The following is a 15084-nucleotide window of genomic DNA, read 5'->3' on the forward strand; positions in this document are numbered from 1 at the left end:
CGATGTCAGTGGTTCGAGCCGACGCGTCCGATCTGGGCGAGCTCGAGCTGTAGGTTCGAAAGGGATTGGCCCTGCACGTGGGCGGCGAGCAGGTTCAGCAGGCCGGCCAGCACCTCGTCGGAGCGCTCGGAGGCATCGAAGGCCTGCTCCAGCATCGTCGGCAGCTTCTGCTCGAGCAGGTGCTGGACGTGTTCTTCCGGGCTCCGGCGCCGCGGCCGGCCTCGAGGGTTGGGAGACTGTCCGCCGGGCGTGAAACGGCCTTGGGGGTCACGATCGATCATGGGGAGGCCTCCTCAGTAGACGCCGTAGACGATGAATTTCAGGTCCGGGCTGGGCGTGAAGGCCGTGAAGCGATTCTTCTCGCCCGCGGCCATCGCGGCCTCGACGAACTTGGCATGGGCATGAATGAACACCTGCTCAGCTTGGCGGGCGCGCTGCTCAAGGACGCGGGCGGTGGCATGAGTCCGAACTTGCTCCAGCCGCTGGCGTGCTTCGGTCAGCGCGCGCTGCTCATGGGCCGGACTGCGATCTTTCGCCTGGCGCCGTGCGTCCGCCAGCAGCTCGCGCAGGCCCTCGATGTCGAGGCCGAGGGCGTGGAGCTCGGCCGCGTTATCTTCATCGCCGGCGAGGCGTGCCTGTCTCAGCGTGTGTTCCCGCGCCTCCTTCTCGTTCAGACGTTTCTGGAGCTTCGCGACCTGTGCCTGCGCTTCCTGATGACGCTCGGACGCCACGTCGAAAACGTGCTGGGCCTGCGCGACGCCGCGTGCCGCTGTCTGCAGCTCAGGGTCGTCAACGACGGGTGCAGGTTCCTCGCCATCGAGCAGCTCCGACAGCCCGTCGACCTGTGCGCCCTGGTCGATTTCCTGCTGCTCAGCCAGAGCGACCTCCTGTGCGGCCTCCTGGAGCGCGGTCTCCTTCGCCTGGCGCGCCTGGCGTGTCTTCGCCGCTTGAGCCTGTTGCTCACCCGCGAGTTTGTCTTCGAGATTCTTGATCTGGGAGCGGATGCTGGTGGTGTCCTCACCATCGCGCAGTGCCGCGGTCAGTGCTTCGTTCGCTTCATCGAGCTGTTTCTGAGTGCTCATGCGGTTCTCTCCGTGGTAGCGTCCAGTTTTCGGCCTGTTTCGGCCTGTTTGAATGGTCGCGTCACGACGGGCGTGGCAGGGAACCGCGATGCAAGAACAGAAGAACTTTCGGCAGGTGGCGGCCGATCTCGTCGCCCAGTACGAGCGCCAGCCCCGCCTGGGACCGGAGACCATCACCAAGCTGCCGGCCTATCGGCCATTCATCGAGGAGGCGGTGCGCGCCGGCTGGACGGGGCCTGAGATGGAGCTGGACCCGGACTTCTGGGCGCGATCGGCGGAGTGGGTGGCCAGCGCCAGCGATGAGCAGCGGCGGCGCTGGCTGCACAGCGTATTGAGATCGGAGCGCTGGAACGCCGAGTGCCCGATGGCGATCCTCGAGGCGCTCCAGGGCGGGCAGATGGCGGCGTTTGTCACCGCCCTCCGCGAGCCGGCTTAGCGCGTCGAGGCGAAGCGCTCCCCGTCATACTCGTAGGTCGACTGCACCGTGCGGCGCTGCTCGTAGTCGATGACCTCCTCGAGCGGATAGACCACCTTGCCGCCCAGCTTGGTGAACCGAGGCCCGTGACCACTGAAGCGCCAGTTGGCCAGGGTGCGCTTGTTCACCGTATTGCCCCAGCGGTTCACGAGTTCATCGGCGGTGAGGAAGACAGTCATGGCGTTCTCCACGTGTTTATACCGTTATCGGTGTTTGTCACGGGAAGTACGTCCGCCTCATTTCGAGGTGCGTCGCAAGATCCGCCTGGAGATGATGTCCGATAGTCAGCAGACCCCGGCATCGGAAAGCCTTGAGAACCGGGCAGATATTTTTTTCACCGGCGGCATAGGGCGCAGATAGGGCGCAGCACGGCCGAATGGTCAGCATGTTCATACGTTTGTGGCTGCCGCACCCGATCTGGTGCCGTGCCGGCCGCCACGCATCATCCTCGCCAGCTACCGGGGCGTCTGGTCGTGATCGGATACTCTCAGACGTAGCTCATGCTTCTCTCCTCTGATGACTAAGGCCCCCGAAAGGGGGCTTTCTTGTTCTGGCAGGCGAATGATCCATGCTGCCGGACGCGGACGCGAAGAGCTTCGAGGACCTCTGAGGCTTGTCCTGCGCCCTATGTGCGCCCTGCGATTTTTTTCAGATTTTTTCTCCCCGGTTCCGTGCGGTTCCACTTCGCGAGACAGGCTGACTACTAGTCAGCATCACGCCCGTTACTGTTGCCACTGCGTCTGCCACGCGTCATCACCATGACCACACCGGGAATCACGGAGATGCAACAATGGAACACGCCAGCAAGCGCTACTTGACCCCTGCCGAGCTCTCGGCGCGCTACGGCGGCCGGATCAATCCGCGGACGCTCGCCAACTGGCGATCGGCCGGCCAGGGACCCTCGTACCTGAAGCTGGGCGGGGCGGTGGTTTATCCCATCGCAAAGGTTGAAGAATGGGAGGAGCGGAATACGGTGAGCGGGACGGGCGAGTACTGCGGAAACCCGTGACACTCTCGCTGCCCAGGAAGCAAAGTCATGGCGGTCGCCACCACTCACGCTCTTCACACCTTCATGGCCCAGCTCAGCGATGAAATGGCCTCCGAGTATGCCCGGATCTACGCTCGAGCCTCTGACGATCCAGGAACGGCAGGCGATGAAGGCGAGGCAAACTGGGCCGCTCTATTCCGCGAGTGGCTTCCGCCGACCTACCAGGTAGAGACCAAGGGGAGGATCATTGGTCATGATGGCCGTCTCTCGCCTCAGATTGATGTCCTGATACTCAAGCCGACGTACCCGCTGAAGTTGCGCGAGAAGAAGCTGTGGCTGGCTGGAGGCGTGGCGGCGGCGTTCGAGTGCAAGACGACCCTTGGCTCCTCTCACCTCGCGGAGGCCTTCGGCCGCTGCCAGAAGTTCAAGAGCCTCTTTCCTGAGCGGCAGGGCTCTCCGAGGAAAGAGTTGCGATCGCCGCTTATTTACGGCCTCCTTGCACATTCGCATGTCTGGAAGAGCGAGAGATCTTCTCCTCTCGAGAACATCGAAAAGCACTGGCGCGGAGGGCAACCGGTAGATCATCCCCGGTTTGAGCTTGATCTGGTATGTGTCGCCGATCTCGCTTGCTGGTCAGGCATGTACCTGGCTGGATTCCCGGTAGAGATGGCGGGAAGCAGCGACGAGGCTGCCGCCTATGAGAAGGAGTTCGGTGGGAAGATCGGACCAATGACCGCGTTCAACTGCGCCGCCTATGATTCGCAGGACCAGTACCAAGACTTCCGTCCAGTAGGGGCTCTGATTGCAGCTCTCACCCGACGCATCGCCGCTGAAGACGCCGCGGTTCGTGACATCGCCGACTACTACGACATGGCCAATCTCGGCGGGCAAAACCGCGGGACTCTCCGGACGTGGCCTCTGGATGTTTATTCCGCAGACGTGCGGCCAAAGGTGGAGCGCCGGCAGCTCATCAACGGCGAGCCGTGGGATGAGTGGTCTCTCTACGGCCTGTGAGCAAAGACGGCCAACGCCTCCTCTGCCGTCTCGGCAGAGTAGATCCGCCCCAATCGATCGCGCGCGACCCAGCCCGCCCCCTCATGCTCCGGCACGTAGGCGGGGCGCAGGTGCCCCACCTCGATCATCGGATACCCAGGGTGTCGCTCCTGGATGGTGTGGGAGACGCCGTTCCTGTGCGGTGTCAGGCAGTAGATCGTCATCGCTGGGGCTCCAGTCGCGCCAAGCGCCGTTCCAACAGCCTTCGTAGGGTGTCGCGCAGCTCACCGGCTTCATCGTCGGTGAGATCGAGCGGGCCATAGCCCGTATCGAGGGAACTCTGGATGGCATCGATCTGCTTCGACAAGGCGTAGCGAGTTTGATCGGCCGCGTCCGCGGGGTCTTGAGCGCCGATTTCTGCAGCGATTTCGCTGGCATTCACGATATAGCCTCCAGGCGCGCCAGGCGCGTCGCCAATTCGATCACGGGGGCCGAGATCGGCTCGCCCCGATACGGCGCCAGCGCCTCGAGCAAGGCAGCCAGCTGGCGTCCGGTGAGTGTTCCAATGCGCGCTGGGCGCGCGGTACCATTGTGCCGCATCGCGATGTCCTCCAGGTAGTCGCGGTGTCATGCCCTCGGGCGGGGTCCAGCCGTCGCGGGGGCTCCTTTTCAGGCCGACATCTCGGCCTTCACGCTCTGCACGGTGTAGGGGCTGGCGTCGGCCAGATCGGCGGCCTTCCGGACGCTGAAGCCCGCCGCCAGCAGCTCGCGGATCTTCTGGCGCTTCTCCTCGTCGCGAGGCCGGCCCCGGTACTTGCCCTCGGCCTTCGCCTTGGCGATGCCCTGGGCCTGCCGCTGACGCCGCTGCTCGTAGTCCTTGGCGGCGATCGCCGCGAGCATGTCCATCATCATGCTGTTGATCGCGTCGAGCATCCGCGAGGTGAACTCGTCGCCGGCAGTGTCCTTCATGCCGGCGTGGCTGGTCGGCAGGTCGATCGAAACGATCCGAAGGCCCTTCGCCTCGATCTGCGCCCGCAGCTTCTTCCACTCGGCGGCGGGAAGGCGCGACAGGCGGTCGACGGCCTCGACCAGCATGATGTCGCCGGGCTGGGCATCCTTCAGCAGCCGGTGAAGCTCCGGCCGGTCTGCCGTGGCGCCCGAGGCGTTCTCGACGTACCAGGATGCGATGGTCTGCCCGTGCTCCCCGGCGAAGGTCGCCAGCATGTCGCGAGCGCGCTCCGCATCCTGCTTATCGGTGCTCGCCCTGAGATACCCGCGTGTGAACATGATCGGCCCTTGTGCTGGTTTGGCGTATTGCCAAGTCAGTGTATTGGTTAGGGCCGGAAAACAGAAATAGCAATACGCTATCGGATGCTCGAAATTGAGCGTCGCTAGGCTATACCCAATTCAGCACGCTCCACCGGGCTACGAAACTGCGACATAGACCTTCAATCGCGAGATGATCATTGGCCTTACTTAAATCCATCGTGGTCGGTCCTGACAGCTCGCATTGGGCGAAATGGATCGATGCCGCATCGGGGAGCGACCCCGCTCGCCGCGAACGGGCGCTTCGCCTTCATGCCGAGCTTATGGAGCGAGGCCGGATTCCGCTTCTGTCATTCCACCACCTGGAAGAGTTGCTGCTTCTTGAAGATGAAGCCATCGTCCGTGCCCGCGTCGAATTCATACAAAACTTACCGCTTCTGGCATGGGTGGGATCGCAGAGCCCCGGAGGGGTGGGATCCATCGTACAGGTCTTGGCGGCGGAGGTGGTCGCCGTGAGCGAGGGCCACCATAGCCCAGCCTCGATACGTGATCGGGCGCGCACGCTATTCCTGAAGACAGGCACCGGCACCGAGGCCATCGGCTCAGATGTCTGGGTGTGGGAAGCGATACGACCGGCGCTGCGCTCAAGGGTCGGCAAAGCAGACATGACTGCGGTCGTCTCGCCCATCCAATTCCTCGATATGAACCGTACGATCGGCGAGTTGTCGAAGGGAACCGTTCGCTCTCCTGCCCAGGCGCGCGCGCAGCTCAGTCGAATTCGGGGTGAGGTGTTCCGCGAGGCGATGCAGAGCAACGGCGGAGATGAGAAGGACGCAGAAGCTTTGGCTATGGATTTTGTGGACAGAGCTTCACAGATGATGCCGCTGACAGGCAAGTCGGTGCGCGACGTGTTGGTCGCCGGTTTGGCCATCCAAGGTGTGGACGAAGCTGAGATCCGGGATGAATGCCTCCTTGCTGACCTCAGTCGACTGGGTGATTTTAGAAGTCAGCTGCGTGTCGTAGCGTCGGCGACAGGACTTCCATTCGACGAGCTCAAGAAGATCCCTATCGATCTCCTACCTAGCCGCATTGTAAGCGATGCCCTTATAAAGCACGGTCAGTTGAGGAAGAAGCGACCCGGCAGCGACCTCAACGATCGTTTTCTCGGCGTCCTTGCCGCCTATTGTGACGTTTTATACGTAGACAAGCGGACCGCGGAAGACTTTCGCCGGGCGCGGCATAAGGAGCGCCGGCTTGACGAGCTAATAGGCGAAATAGTGAAGTCGCCTGACTTCGAGTCTCTCTTGGGATAGGCAGAGATAAATAACATCAATGAATCGATCATCGATCGCTGAGCTCTCCGCCTCTTCAATTCGTCACGGGCAACCTTGCGATCTGACGGAGACGTTCTGCAGTCGTCGCTGCAGCCGCCGTTCATCGGCATCGGTCCATGCCGCTGCTACTGAGCGCTTGCCGGTCGTTGGTCCTTGGCCTGCCTGTGGTCGACTCCGAAGATAACGGTATAACGTGACGATGAATGAATGCGATCTCGAACTCTATCCGGTCATCCTGACTCCTGACGCAGACGGCGGCTACGTCGTCACCTGTCGCGACGTCCAGGGCGCCACCACCCAGGGCGATACTCTTGAGGAGGCTCTGTACGAGATGGCTGACGCGCTGGCCGTCGCTCTGGAGGGATACACGGAAGCAGGTAGAGCGCTACCGAAACCATCGGAGCCGCAACCGGGCGAGCGCCTGGTGAGGCCAGAATTCCACCCGCGCGCCACAGAGGGCGGCGCCGCACGGCGATAACGGCATGACGGACGGCCGGACAAAGGTGCGTTGCGAGCGCCACGTCCGTCTATACTGTCGTCATCGGGCGACACCGCGCTGCCCGCCACTTCCATGACCCACCGGAGACCGCCGTGCGCCCATCAGTCGCCGCCGCCGCATTGCTTTGCTCTTTCATGGCCGGCACCGGCCACGCCGACACGCTCGGCATCTACTCGCGCTACATCAACGCCGCCGAGCGCATGTCGATTGCGCTGAGCGATCGACCCGCCGATCCCGCTCGTTGTCCGAATCTGGAGGATCCCCGCGAGGGGACGATCTACCTCAGCTCAGGCTACGGCGATCCGGTTGACGTGGGCAGCGGCTGCTGGGCCCCGCGCGCCGACTACGTGATCACCGCCATGTCGACCTACGCCGGGGAGTCCGTCGTGCTCACCCTGCCGCTCGAGGAAATCTCGCGTGAGGACGCCTTCGATCTCTGGCCAACGGCAAACCGCGAGACCTGGGAGAGGCAGGCGAGCGCAGTGATCGGCTTCGTTTCCATCGAGGATGAGGGCGATCGCCCCATCGTCGCCGGCCTGAGCAACGATGCTCTCGCCTGCGGAGCCGATGGCACGCCCGGCTACCGCGTCGACTACTTCCTGGCGGGTCGCTTCTCAGACGGCCCCATCGACACCGGCTGCTGGGTGCCTCGCCAGGCAAGCGTGCATCTCGGCGGTCACCGCCAAGTCAATGGCGCCAGGTTCGCTCGCGACTTTCCGAAGGCGGCGGTCATCAAGAGCGAGCATTTCCGCCAGTGGCCTGACCCCGCGGCCGATCGCTGAAGATTGAACGGGCGCCCTGAGAAGCAGTTCCGGCGCCTCCAGCCCCGGTCTCTTCGTGCAGACCTGGATCGGCTGATCACACCGCATCCCCCGGGCCAGCGGCCCACCAAGGTTCATCCTGGTTCTGGAGACGATCGAGATCCAGCGAGATCCTCGATCTGTCCTTCCTCCAGCGGCGCCTCGCGCGCGCGTTTTTTTAGTTAACCGGCCTCGATGGTCAGGTTGACGGTCGACACCCCGGTCCTGGGCACCCTTCGCCGCCGCAAGCATCAGTGCCGCGAGCAATAGCGCCTGCCAACCCTCGATCATAGCTGGTGGAACACTCTAAAACCCTGATTTCACAAGGCTTTTGCGATACCTGTTCCACCTGTTCCACCTGCCTAATTTAGGGGGTGGAACACGCAAGTTATTGATTTTACTGGGAGAACCACCCTTCTGTTCCACTGTTCCACCTTAAAGAGGATATACACATACACAGGCGAGGCGGGCGCCGGTGTCGAGGTGGGGCAGAAGATGGGCCTTCATCTTCGTTTTGTTGCGTGTGTGTATGTTTTCGGTGGAACAGTGGAACGGATCGCCCAGAACCCCCGTGGTTGCTGGGTTTCTGGCGTTCCAACGGGGGTGGAACAGGGGGCGTTGAGGGTGGAACAAGTGGAACACCTTCGGGCCTCGACGGTGCCCACCGGTGTTCCAGCACAAAAAACCCGGCGCTGAGGCCGGGTCAGGTGGAGGGCTGCGGGATTGGTCCGCTACTCGGGAAAGCACTCGCTCAGGGGGAGCGACACATAGCGTAGCGCCTGGCCGGCGAAGCGGGTCTTCTCCGGCGGCGACTTCTTGTTGGACTTTGTCGCGCCAGGGACGCGCGCCAGCCGATCGGTGAGGCCCGCAGCGAACGACGTGGTTTCGATCAGGCGGACGAGGCCGGAATGACCGCGGGCGAACTGCACGCGCCGCGGCGACTCGTTCTCCGAGACGCGGATGCCGACCAAGCCAAGGGCCTGGACGGCGTCGCGCCGCTGCATGTCCCCCTCGAGGGGATGGTCGGGGACCTCGACCACGGTCTGGACGAGCTGTGCCACCGTGCGGGTCACGTGGCTGTCGAGGCGCACCGGTGAGCCCATGACGGCGGCGAGGGCCTGCCGCGAGTCGTCCTCCTCCACTGCATCGCCAGCGCCGAACTCACCGAAGTCGAGCTGATTGAGCAGGATCTCGACCTCGCTCTCGTCGGGCACGCGATCGTTCTGCATGCACCAGCATCCGGCCAGCAGGGTGCCGAACTGATCGCCGTCACGCTGGCGGCCGAAATGCTGGCCGGCGACGCGGGTGAAGATCTCGACCGACTCGTGGATCAGCGGCAGCATGCTCAGCGCGCGGGCGAAAAGGCGCTCGCTGAGGCCGCGGTCGAGCGAATACTCGCCCAGCCGCTTCGACAGCTCCTGCCATTGATGATTGTCGCCCGTCTGCAGCTCGAGGACGGTCACCCGGTCGCGATCGGTGCCGCGATTGAGGGACACGCCGACGCTCGCCAGCGCGAACATGCTGCGCACGGCGAAGCTCTGGGCGGTCCCGTGGGTGGTGCCGCGCGCCACGATGGCGTCGTTGTCGCTCGAGGCCTGGCGGATCATGGTCAGGACGCTTTCAATGCGGTCGCGGTCACGCTTCGTGTTCGATTCGAACTCATCGATCAAAACCGGGCGCGCGTCCGACTTCAGCATCTGACGGATGCCGGCCTCGGTGGAATTGCCCTGGAGGAGCAGCATCCAGCGCGGCTGCACCAGGGGCGTCAGGTAACGGCTGAGGAACGTGCTCTTTCCCGCGCCCGGTGCGCCGGTGATCCAGATGTGAGGCCTCCACTGCAGCGCCCCGCAAATCGGCGCGAGGAAAATCCAGCCCGCGACGAGCAAGCCGGATCCGGGATGCTTCCACCGGAACTTCCCTGCATCTTGGACCAGGCTGTACCCTTCCTCCGCGGTCATGATCTCCTTGGACTTGATGGGGATCGGCGCGGCGCCTTCGTAGGCGAAGCTGCTGCGAATTCGGCCGAGCTCGACGCGATCCCCGTCCACGGTGAGGCAGTCGCCGTGGTGGAAGACGTTGCGCTGGTCGTCGCGCCAGGCGCCGCGGCCCCGGGTACGTGCCGGATCGAAGATGCCGCGCCGTACCGCGACGCTATTGATCCAGTTGGCCGCCGCCGCGCAGTCCAGGGCGCCATTTGACTTGGCGAAGAAGCCTTCCCACCAGTTGAGGGGCGCCAGCTCGATCAGACCCGCGGGCCTGGTGAGCTGTGACAGGCTCGTCTCCACGACCTGCCGTCGCTTGAGGCTGTAGACGTAGATGACCTTCCGGTCGAAGCCGAGAACGGAGAAGTGGCCGTTATCTTCATCGGCGCCCGCTTCCTCTTCTGGCTCGCCGTCAGCCTCGGCCGACGGCTCGCTGGCCTCCGGGACCGGCTTGGCTACGGGCGCCAAGCCCGGGCCTTCAAGCGGTGCCCGGAATGCCTCGATGCTCGTGGAGGACGCCTTCGTATGCGCCAGCAGGTCGAACCCCTGCGGCGGCTCGTCGGCGAGGTCCCAGCCATCAGCCACGTTCTCGGGCGGCATGATGAACTTGAGCGCTTTGACCTCGCGCTCGATGCGGTCGGCGATCTCCAGCATGCAGGTGGTGCCCGGCTGCTCGAGGAACGGCATCCGCTGCCCGGCCAGATCATGGGTCTCGGGGTAGTCCTTCTGGTCCGCATCCGGCCAGAGGCCGACGTTGCGGCCCGCGAGCGGTGACCAGTCGGCGTGCTTAACGGCCTTGCCGCCACCTGGCCAGGAGATGACCACCAGCTTGTCGCGTGAGACGCCTGCTTCCTCATAGCGCGCCTGAGCAGCGTCGGCGGCCTTCTCCCCTTCGACCACGATCACCTGGGCCTTGGGATGCTGAGCCAGCCTGTCGAGCCCGTAGAGTGGGCGCGGCTTGCTGAAGGACAGCCAGCGCCAGCCCATCTCGCCGGAGGCGGTGTTGGCGCAGTAGGAGAGCGGGATCACGTCCTTTCCGCCATCCGGCCGCTCGAAACGACAGACGTAGCCGAGACGCTCGCCATCCCCGTCTCGATAGAGCCAGGTCCGGTCCGCCTGTTGCCCCCGGAACGTAAAGTCGGGCGCTGGGGCGTCCGCTGGAATGGGCGCGACAGGTTCCCAGGCCGGTGCCTTCGACTGCTTGACCGACTGGCGCTGCTTGGGGAGGGATTCGCCGGCGTGGCCCCCGGAGATGCGCCGAACCGCCTCCAGAAAGTCGACGCTCTCCATCTTCTGCACGAAATCGATCGCGTCGCCATGGGCGCCGCAGCCGAAGCAGTGGTAGAACTGCTTCTCGGCGCTGACGGTGAATGACGGCGTCTTCTCCTGGTGGAAAGGGCAGAGCCCCTCGAACTCCGAGCCGCTACCCTTCAGCTCGACATGGCGACCGACCACGTCAACGATATCGCCCCGCGCGGTGTCGATGGTGGCTTCGGAAAGGAGGCTCATGCGACCACCTCCGCTCCATGTGGACAGAACGCGGCCACAATCTCTGCCACGGCGCCGACGTCATTGACCGCTCGCACCTTGTGGCGAGGGGACTCCTGGAAGAGGACCTGGCCGCGCGGGGTCAGCATGACCACCGGCGCCTGATGGTCGAGCTGACGGACCACACCGTCGATGCTGCCGAGGTGGTAGCGGCGCCAGCCGCTCTCATGGCCGACAATGCCAACGCTATCGCGCCAGGTGACCGACATGCCCAGCACCCGCCAGATCCGCGCGCGGTCCCGTCGCCCCCCGAAGAAGCGGACCACCGTGTCTAGGAAATCCGTGTCAATGAAGCCTTCGCCGACGATCTCCCCCTCGTAGCCGAAGACCGGATAGTGAACCCAATGTCCCGACGATCGCCACTCGATCCACTCGGACGGGGCGGGCAGATGAACGTCAGAAATGAGCGAAATTGCTTGCGTTACGTCGGTAGTGAAGTTACCTTTCATAGTATAGAGCTCGTTCATGCCGCTGGTAACGGCGTGGATTCCGAAAGCCCGGCTTCCCTCAAAGCTGGGCTTTCTCATTTTTGGCCTCGGCGGATCTCCAGCCACGCGTCCAGGTCCTCGGTTTTCCACCCGATTGCATTGGTAGAGAGCCTAATCGGGGGCGGAAATTCTTCGCGCTTCCTCAGATTCTTGAGTGTGCTGAGCGAGACGCCGATGTAGGCGGCGGCTGCCTTTGTGCGCTTGATGCTGTCCGAATGGATCATCGGGTTGACCTCGCTTGTCTCCGAATGACCCTGGCAGCCTCGCATCACGACGCGCCGGCCTGCTGAACGATCGTCGCCATTTGCAGGACGAGCAGCAGCGTCGCGCTGGTGAGGAGCATGGTTTGAGTGATGCGAACGCGCCGGGCGGCACGCCAGGTGGGATCGAGCTTGATCATGCTTGCTCCAGGCCCTTTTCCAGTGGGGCGGCAGGTGCGTGGATGCTGGAAAACGGCCGGAGAACGCCGCGCGCCCGCAGGCGCCATCCACGCACCCACCATAGCGGAGCGTGCTGGATCTCTCGGTTGCCGGTTTCCAGGCCGGGCTGACTGCTGTCAGCAACTTCATTGTGCTTTCACGACCCGGGCGGCCGCTTCAGCGGTGGTGCGAAGGGGCTCGCCTGCCGCGCCATCCATCCAGGACTGCAGCTCCGCGGCGTTGTACCAGACGAACTTCCCCGCCTTGCGATAGGGTGGCGCCGCGCGACCAAACAGCCGCCCTTCGCACCGCGCCTTCTTCAGCGTGGCGCAGGAACATGGCACGATCGCCCTGGCTGCCCGCTCGTTCAGGAACAGTGTCGATGGATCGATGCCGGCTTCGATCAGCGAGCGAGCTTCAACCATCTCCTTTGCGTATATCATCGCTATACTCCCCAATGGTTACTATTGGGATATTAGCGTCGATCTTCGGAGAACGTAAAGCGTTTATAAATGAGCGAGTTGCGCTCAATTATGCTTATGCGTTGCTTTTATTGATCGCAGATGAGTTTCCGGGAAATCTATGGCATGAGAAAATTTTTCGACCAGGGCACGAGAATGGTCCTGGGCGAGGTGGCCATAGTGCTTCGCGGTGATCTCGATGCTGGCGTGCCCCATGAGTCGGCTGACCGTGAGCAGGTCGGCTCCGCTCATGAGCAGACTCGACGCGAAGTGATGGCGAAGCGTGTAGAGGTCCACGTCGGGGAGCTGGACACCGCCATGGACTGCAACGTGCTGCGCCGACAGGGCCTTAAGCAGTCGCCAGGGCTTTCTCATGACGGTGGAGGACAGTCGTCCGCCGGTACGGCCGGGAAAGACGTATCCCGTCGCCGGCACGCCGCTCTGCTCCCACCAGTCGGTGAGGACTTCAGTGGCGCGTTGAGCGAGCGGAAAAGTTTGTGGATCCGGCTTCTGGTGAGCGGTCTTCTCGATGACCTTGCGGATGTGACGTCGCTTGAGGTCGACATGCTGCCAGAGGAGCCCATGCAGATCGCCCGGCCGGAAGCCGGTGAGGAGCATTGTCAACGTGAAGGGCACAACGAAGTCGACAAACCGCACGGCATCCAGATCGGGGAGATGCGACTTGCCATGCTCGCGGCTGCTCCGCCGCTTCCGGCGCTTCCGCTCCTGGTAGAGCTCGAGCGCGGTTAGTAGCGCGGCCACCTCTCGCCCCTCCAGCCAGCGTCGTTCGGTGCCCGCCGCCTCCAAGGCGTCACCGGTCATCGCCGGACGCTCCAAACCGGTGCCGGCGAGGGGATTGGCCTCTATCACCCCGTCGATCACGGCGCGATTGAGCATCGTGCGGAGGCCACCGTAGGAGCGCTTCAGCGTCTCGAAGGCGAGACCGCCGGCGAGCTGCTCTGCCTGCCACTTCACCACGTCCTCGTGCGAGAGGCTGCCCATCGGGCGATCCAGAAGCGACGCGAACTGCCGGCGGATCCTGTTGACGGTGGCCTTGCCGTCGCGCTTGTGCGTCTCCTGGTACTGGCGGTAGGTGCTCTCCAGGTAGGCGCGGATCGTCTGCTGCTGCGCCTTCACGGCCGCGGCACGGGCGGCGGCCTGGATCTCACGGGGATCGCCTCGCTGGGCTACCGTGGCCGCATGCTGGCGAGCCAGGTCGCGTGCAACGGTCGCGGTGACCACGCCATATCGCCCGATGGTGACGGCCGTGTTCCTTCCGTTGAGACCGCGATAGGCGAAGCGCAGCGACAGGCCGCGCTTGTAGGGCCGAACGTGATAGCCAGGGATCTCGGTATCCCAGACATCGCCGTCTGGCGGCTCCCGGAGCATGCGATTCAGGGCGGTGGCGGTCAGCTTCTCCGAACGGCGCAACGAACACTCCAGGCGGCAAATAGGCGGCAGGTATGGGTCACCATCCGCTTCTATCGTCGCCGCATGGTAACGATCAACTCCCTCTAAGTACCTGAATTGAAATGTTTTCTAGGATCAAACGGGAAAATGCGTGATGTCACGTGTTGCCTGATTGTTCTCGATGTTATGCCCTCCGAAGGCGAAGGTCTCAGGTTCGAATCCTGATGGGTGCGCCATTTATTTTTAAATTCAATCTCTTGCGCCGTTGCCGGCTGGCAGCAGTGCGTGACGATCACGAAAGTGCTACGGAAATAGTCGGGATCGGCGCGCCTTGGCCGCCCATGTCCACTTAACTTCCCAGCCTCACGCATCTTCTACCTTTCAGGAAGCACAAGGTGGGACCTCTGGGACGCGCCTGAAACAGCCGGTTGGGCCAAGTCCTTCTGGATAAACGTGCCGGGTACGGAATTTCGAACTAGCGCATGATGTGTGCGACCAGGTCGAGACAACGAGACGCATACCCCCACTCGTTGTCATACCAGGCAACGATCTTTGTCAGCCCGCCCTCGACCTGCATGCCGGCTGCCCCGTCGACGATCGAGGAATGCGGATTGCCGCGCATGTCAAGGCCCGGTTGCCGCCGATGCGGAAGTCGATGCCGGAGGCTTCGATCAGGGCTTCGACGCGGGGTTCGATCAAGCCCGTCGGTGCCGGCGGCGCTGCGGTCGCCACGTCCTCGGGCAGGTTCTCGCACTGATCGGTGTTGAAGACCGTGAAGCGCTTCAGGAACGGGATTGCCTGGGCATCCTCGCCGGTCTCGCACGCACGCGCTTCTCGTCTTCGGGGAGGAAGCGGTCAGCATAGACCACGGTGGTGCCGCGCTCGCCCTTCACGACATTGCCGCCGAGCGACAGCGCCTGGCGGAAGGTCAGCCATCTCTGGCCGGAGAAGCTGCGCTCGATGACGGCGCCCCACAAGAGCAACACGTTGATCCCGGAATAGGTCCGGCCGGTCGACGCGTTCTTCGGCAGGCCGAGCGGCGCCTTCGCCGCGGCCGTGCTCCATGGCTGGACCCAGGGCACGCGCCCGGCCTCCAACTCAGTGATGATCTTGTCGGTGATTTCGGAATAGAGGTTGGTCCGGTCGCGCTTAGCGCCGGCGTTGCGGTGGTGTCTGGACATCGCGGTTCTCCGCGACGGGCGCCGAAGGCCTCTCCCTCGGCTTCCAACCCGTCACGGCAAACCCGTCCGCACTCTCACTCTCGGGGCGTTGCGGGGTGTCCCCGCAGAAGGGGTCGGCAGAGACGATAGGCTTGGCCGCAGGGGAAGGCCTTCCCCTC

Annotated in this window: 18 protein-coding genes and 1 pseudogene; 6 read left to right on the top strand and 13 right to left on the bottom strand. The window is 63.6% G+C overall.

The genetic code is table 11. The features are described from left to right. Nucleotides 1-5: 5 nt before the first annotated feature. Nucleotides 6-281: a hypothetical protein gene (locus tag EO094_RS02935; protein WP_128290825.1), complete on the bottom strand. Its 276-nt coding sequence runs from the start codon at nucleotides 279-281 to the stop codon at nucleotides 6-8. A 12-nt stretch (nucleotides 282-293) separates the two neighbouring features. Continuing rightward, nucleotides 294-1082 carry a hypothetical protein gene (locus EO094_RS02940; RefSeq protein WP_128290826.1) on the bottom strand — a complete coding sequence of 263 codons (789 nt, stop codon included), beginning with the start codon at nucleotides 1080-1082 and terminating at the stop codon, nucleotides 294-296. An 88-nt stretch (nucleotides 1083-1170) separates the two neighbouring features. On the opposite strand from EO094_RS02940, the gene EO094_RS02945 reads away from it, so the two are divergent. Continuing rightward, complete coding sequence (locus EO094_RS02945; protein WP_128290827.1) at nucleotides 1171-1518, top strand: hypothetical protein; 348 nt, start codon at nucleotides 1171-1173, stop codon at nucleotides 1516-1518. Here the strand turns inward: EO094_RS02945 and EO094_RS02950 are convergent. Then, entirely contained in the window at nucleotides 1515-1736 is a 222-nt protein-coding gene (locus EO094_RS02950; RefSeq protein ID WP_128290828.1) for a DNA-binding protein, read from the bottom strand. The two genes, EO094_RS02945 and EO094_RS02950, sit on opposite strands and share 4 nt — an antisense overlap. A 611-nt stretch (nucleotides 1737-2347) precedes the next feature. On the opposite strand from EO094_RS02950, the gene EO094_RS02955 reads away from it, so the two are divergent. Both EO094_RS02955 and EO094_RS02960 read left to right on the top strand, forming a co-directional pair. After that, complete coding sequence (locus EO094_RS02955; protein ID WP_128290829.1) at nucleotides 2348-2566, top strand: helix-turn-helix domain-containing protein; 219 nt, start codon at nucleotides 2348-2350, stop codon at nucleotides 2564-2566. Nucleotides 2567-2593: 27 nt separating this feature from the next. Beyond that, nucleotides 2594-3559, top strand: a complete 966-nt coding sequence (locus EO094_RS02960; protein ID WP_128290830.1) for a DUF6602 domain-containing protein — start codon at nucleotides 2594-2596, stop codon at nucleotides 3557-3559. Here the strand turns inward: EO094_RS02960 and EO094_RS02965 are convergent. The 3 genes from EO094_RS02965 to EO094_RS02975 all read right to left on the bottom strand — a co-directional run bounded on the left by EO094_RS02965 (nucleotide 3547) and on the right by EO094_RS02975 (nucleotide 4825). Next, nucleotides 3547-3762: a hypothetical protein gene (locus EO094_RS02965; protein ID WP_128290831.1), complete on the bottom strand. Its 216-nt coding sequence runs from the start codon at nucleotides 3760-3762 to the stop codon at nucleotides 3547-3549. The two genes, EO094_RS02960 and EO094_RS02965, sit on opposite strands and share 13 nt — an antisense overlap. After that, nucleotides 3759-3980, bottom strand: coding sequence for a hypothetical protein (locus EO094_RS02970; RefSeq protein WP_128290832.1), 222 nt, complete (start codon nucleotides 3978-3980; stop codon nucleotides 3759-3761). Before EO094_RS02970 ends, EO094_RS02965 begins: the two co-directional genes overlap by 4 nt. A gap of 227 nt (nucleotides 3981-4207) precedes the next feature. Continuing rightward, on the bottom strand, nucleotides 4208-4825 hold the full coding sequence (locus EO094_RS02975; protein WP_128290833.1) for a recombinase family protein: 618 nt from the start codon (nucleotides 4823-4825) through the stop codon (nucleotides 4208-4210). A gap of 179 nt (nucleotides 4826-5004) precedes the next feature. On the opposite strand from EO094_RS02975, the gene EO094_RS02980 reads away from it, so the two are divergent. The 3 genes from EO094_RS02980 (at nucleotide 5005) to EO094_RS02990 (ending at nucleotide 7419) form a co-directional block, all read left to right on the top strand. Then, complete coding sequence (locus EO094_RS02980; protein ID WP_246008346.1) at nucleotides 5005-6117, top strand: hypothetical protein; 1113 nt, start codon at nucleotides 5005-5007, stop codon at nucleotides 6115-6117. 220 nt (nucleotides 6118-6337) lie between these two features. Then, entirely contained in the window at nucleotides 6338-6616 is a 279-nt protein-coding gene (locus EO094_RS02985) for a type II toxin-antitoxin system HicB family antitoxin (protein ID WP_128291789.1), read from the top strand. Between the two features lie 113 nt (nucleotides 6617-6729). Further along, nucleotides 6730-7419, top strand: a complete 690-nt coding sequence (locus EO094_RS02990; protein ID WP_128290834.1) for a hypothetical protein — start codon at nucleotides 6730-6732, stop codon at nucleotides 7417-7419. Between the two features lie 749 nt (nucleotides 7420-8168). Here the strand turns inward: EO094_RS02990 and EO094_RS02995 are convergent. The 7 genes and pseudogenes from EO094_RS02995 to EO094_RS03025 form a co-directional block, all read right to left on the bottom strand. Further along, complete coding sequence (locus tag EO094_RS02995; RefSeq protein ID WP_128290835.1) at nucleotides 8169-10928, bottom strand: CHC2 zinc finger domain-containing protein; 2760 nt, start codon at nucleotides 10926-10928, stop codon at nucleotides 8169-8171. Next, nucleotides 10925-11494, bottom strand: coding sequence for a hypothetical protein (locus tag EO094_RS03000; RefSeq protein ID WP_128290836.1), 570 nt, complete (start codon nucleotides 11492-11494; stop codon nucleotides 10925-10927). Before EO094_RS03000 ends, EO094_RS02995 begins: the two co-directional genes overlap by 4 nt. Further along, nucleotides 11491-11724, bottom strand: coding sequence for a helix-turn-helix transcriptional regulator (locus EO094_RS18955; RefSeq protein WP_425455856.1), 234 nt, complete (start codon nucleotides 11722-11724; stop codon nucleotides 11491-11493). Before EO094_RS18955 ends, EO094_RS03000 begins: the two co-directional genes overlap by 4 nt. Next, complete coding sequence (locus EO094_RS18840) at nucleotides 11724-11855, bottom strand: hypothetical protein (RefSeq protein WP_281275223.1); 132 nt, start codon at nucleotides 11853-11855, stop codon at nucleotides 11724-11726. Before EO094_RS18840 ends, EO094_RS18955 begins: the two co-directional genes overlap by 1 nt. 165 nt (nucleotides 11856-12020) lie before the next feature. Continuing rightward, nucleotides 12021-12317, bottom strand: coding sequence for a hypothetical protein (locus EO094_RS03010; protein WP_128290838.1), 297 nt, complete (start codon nucleotides 12315-12317; stop codon nucleotides 12021-12023). Nucleotides 12318-12401: 84 nt separating this feature from the next. Beyond that, a complete protein-coding gene (locus EO094_RS03015) occupies nucleotides 12402-13766 on the bottom strand; it encodes an integrase family protein (protein ID WP_128290839.1) in 1365 nt (454 codons plus the stop codon). 606 nt (nucleotides 13767-14372) lie between these two features. Next, nucleotides 14373-14926, bottom strand: a pseudogene (locus tag EO094_RS03025) (ArdC family protein); the annotation flags it as partial. Between the last annotated feature and the right edge of the window lie 158 nt (nucleotides 14927-15084).

The sequence above is a fragment of the Afifella aestuarii genome (genome assembly GCF_004023665.1).
GTDB classification, from domain to species: domain Bacteria; phylum Pseudomonadota; class Alphaproteobacteria; order Rhizobiales; family Afifellaceae; genus Afifella; species Afifella aestuarii.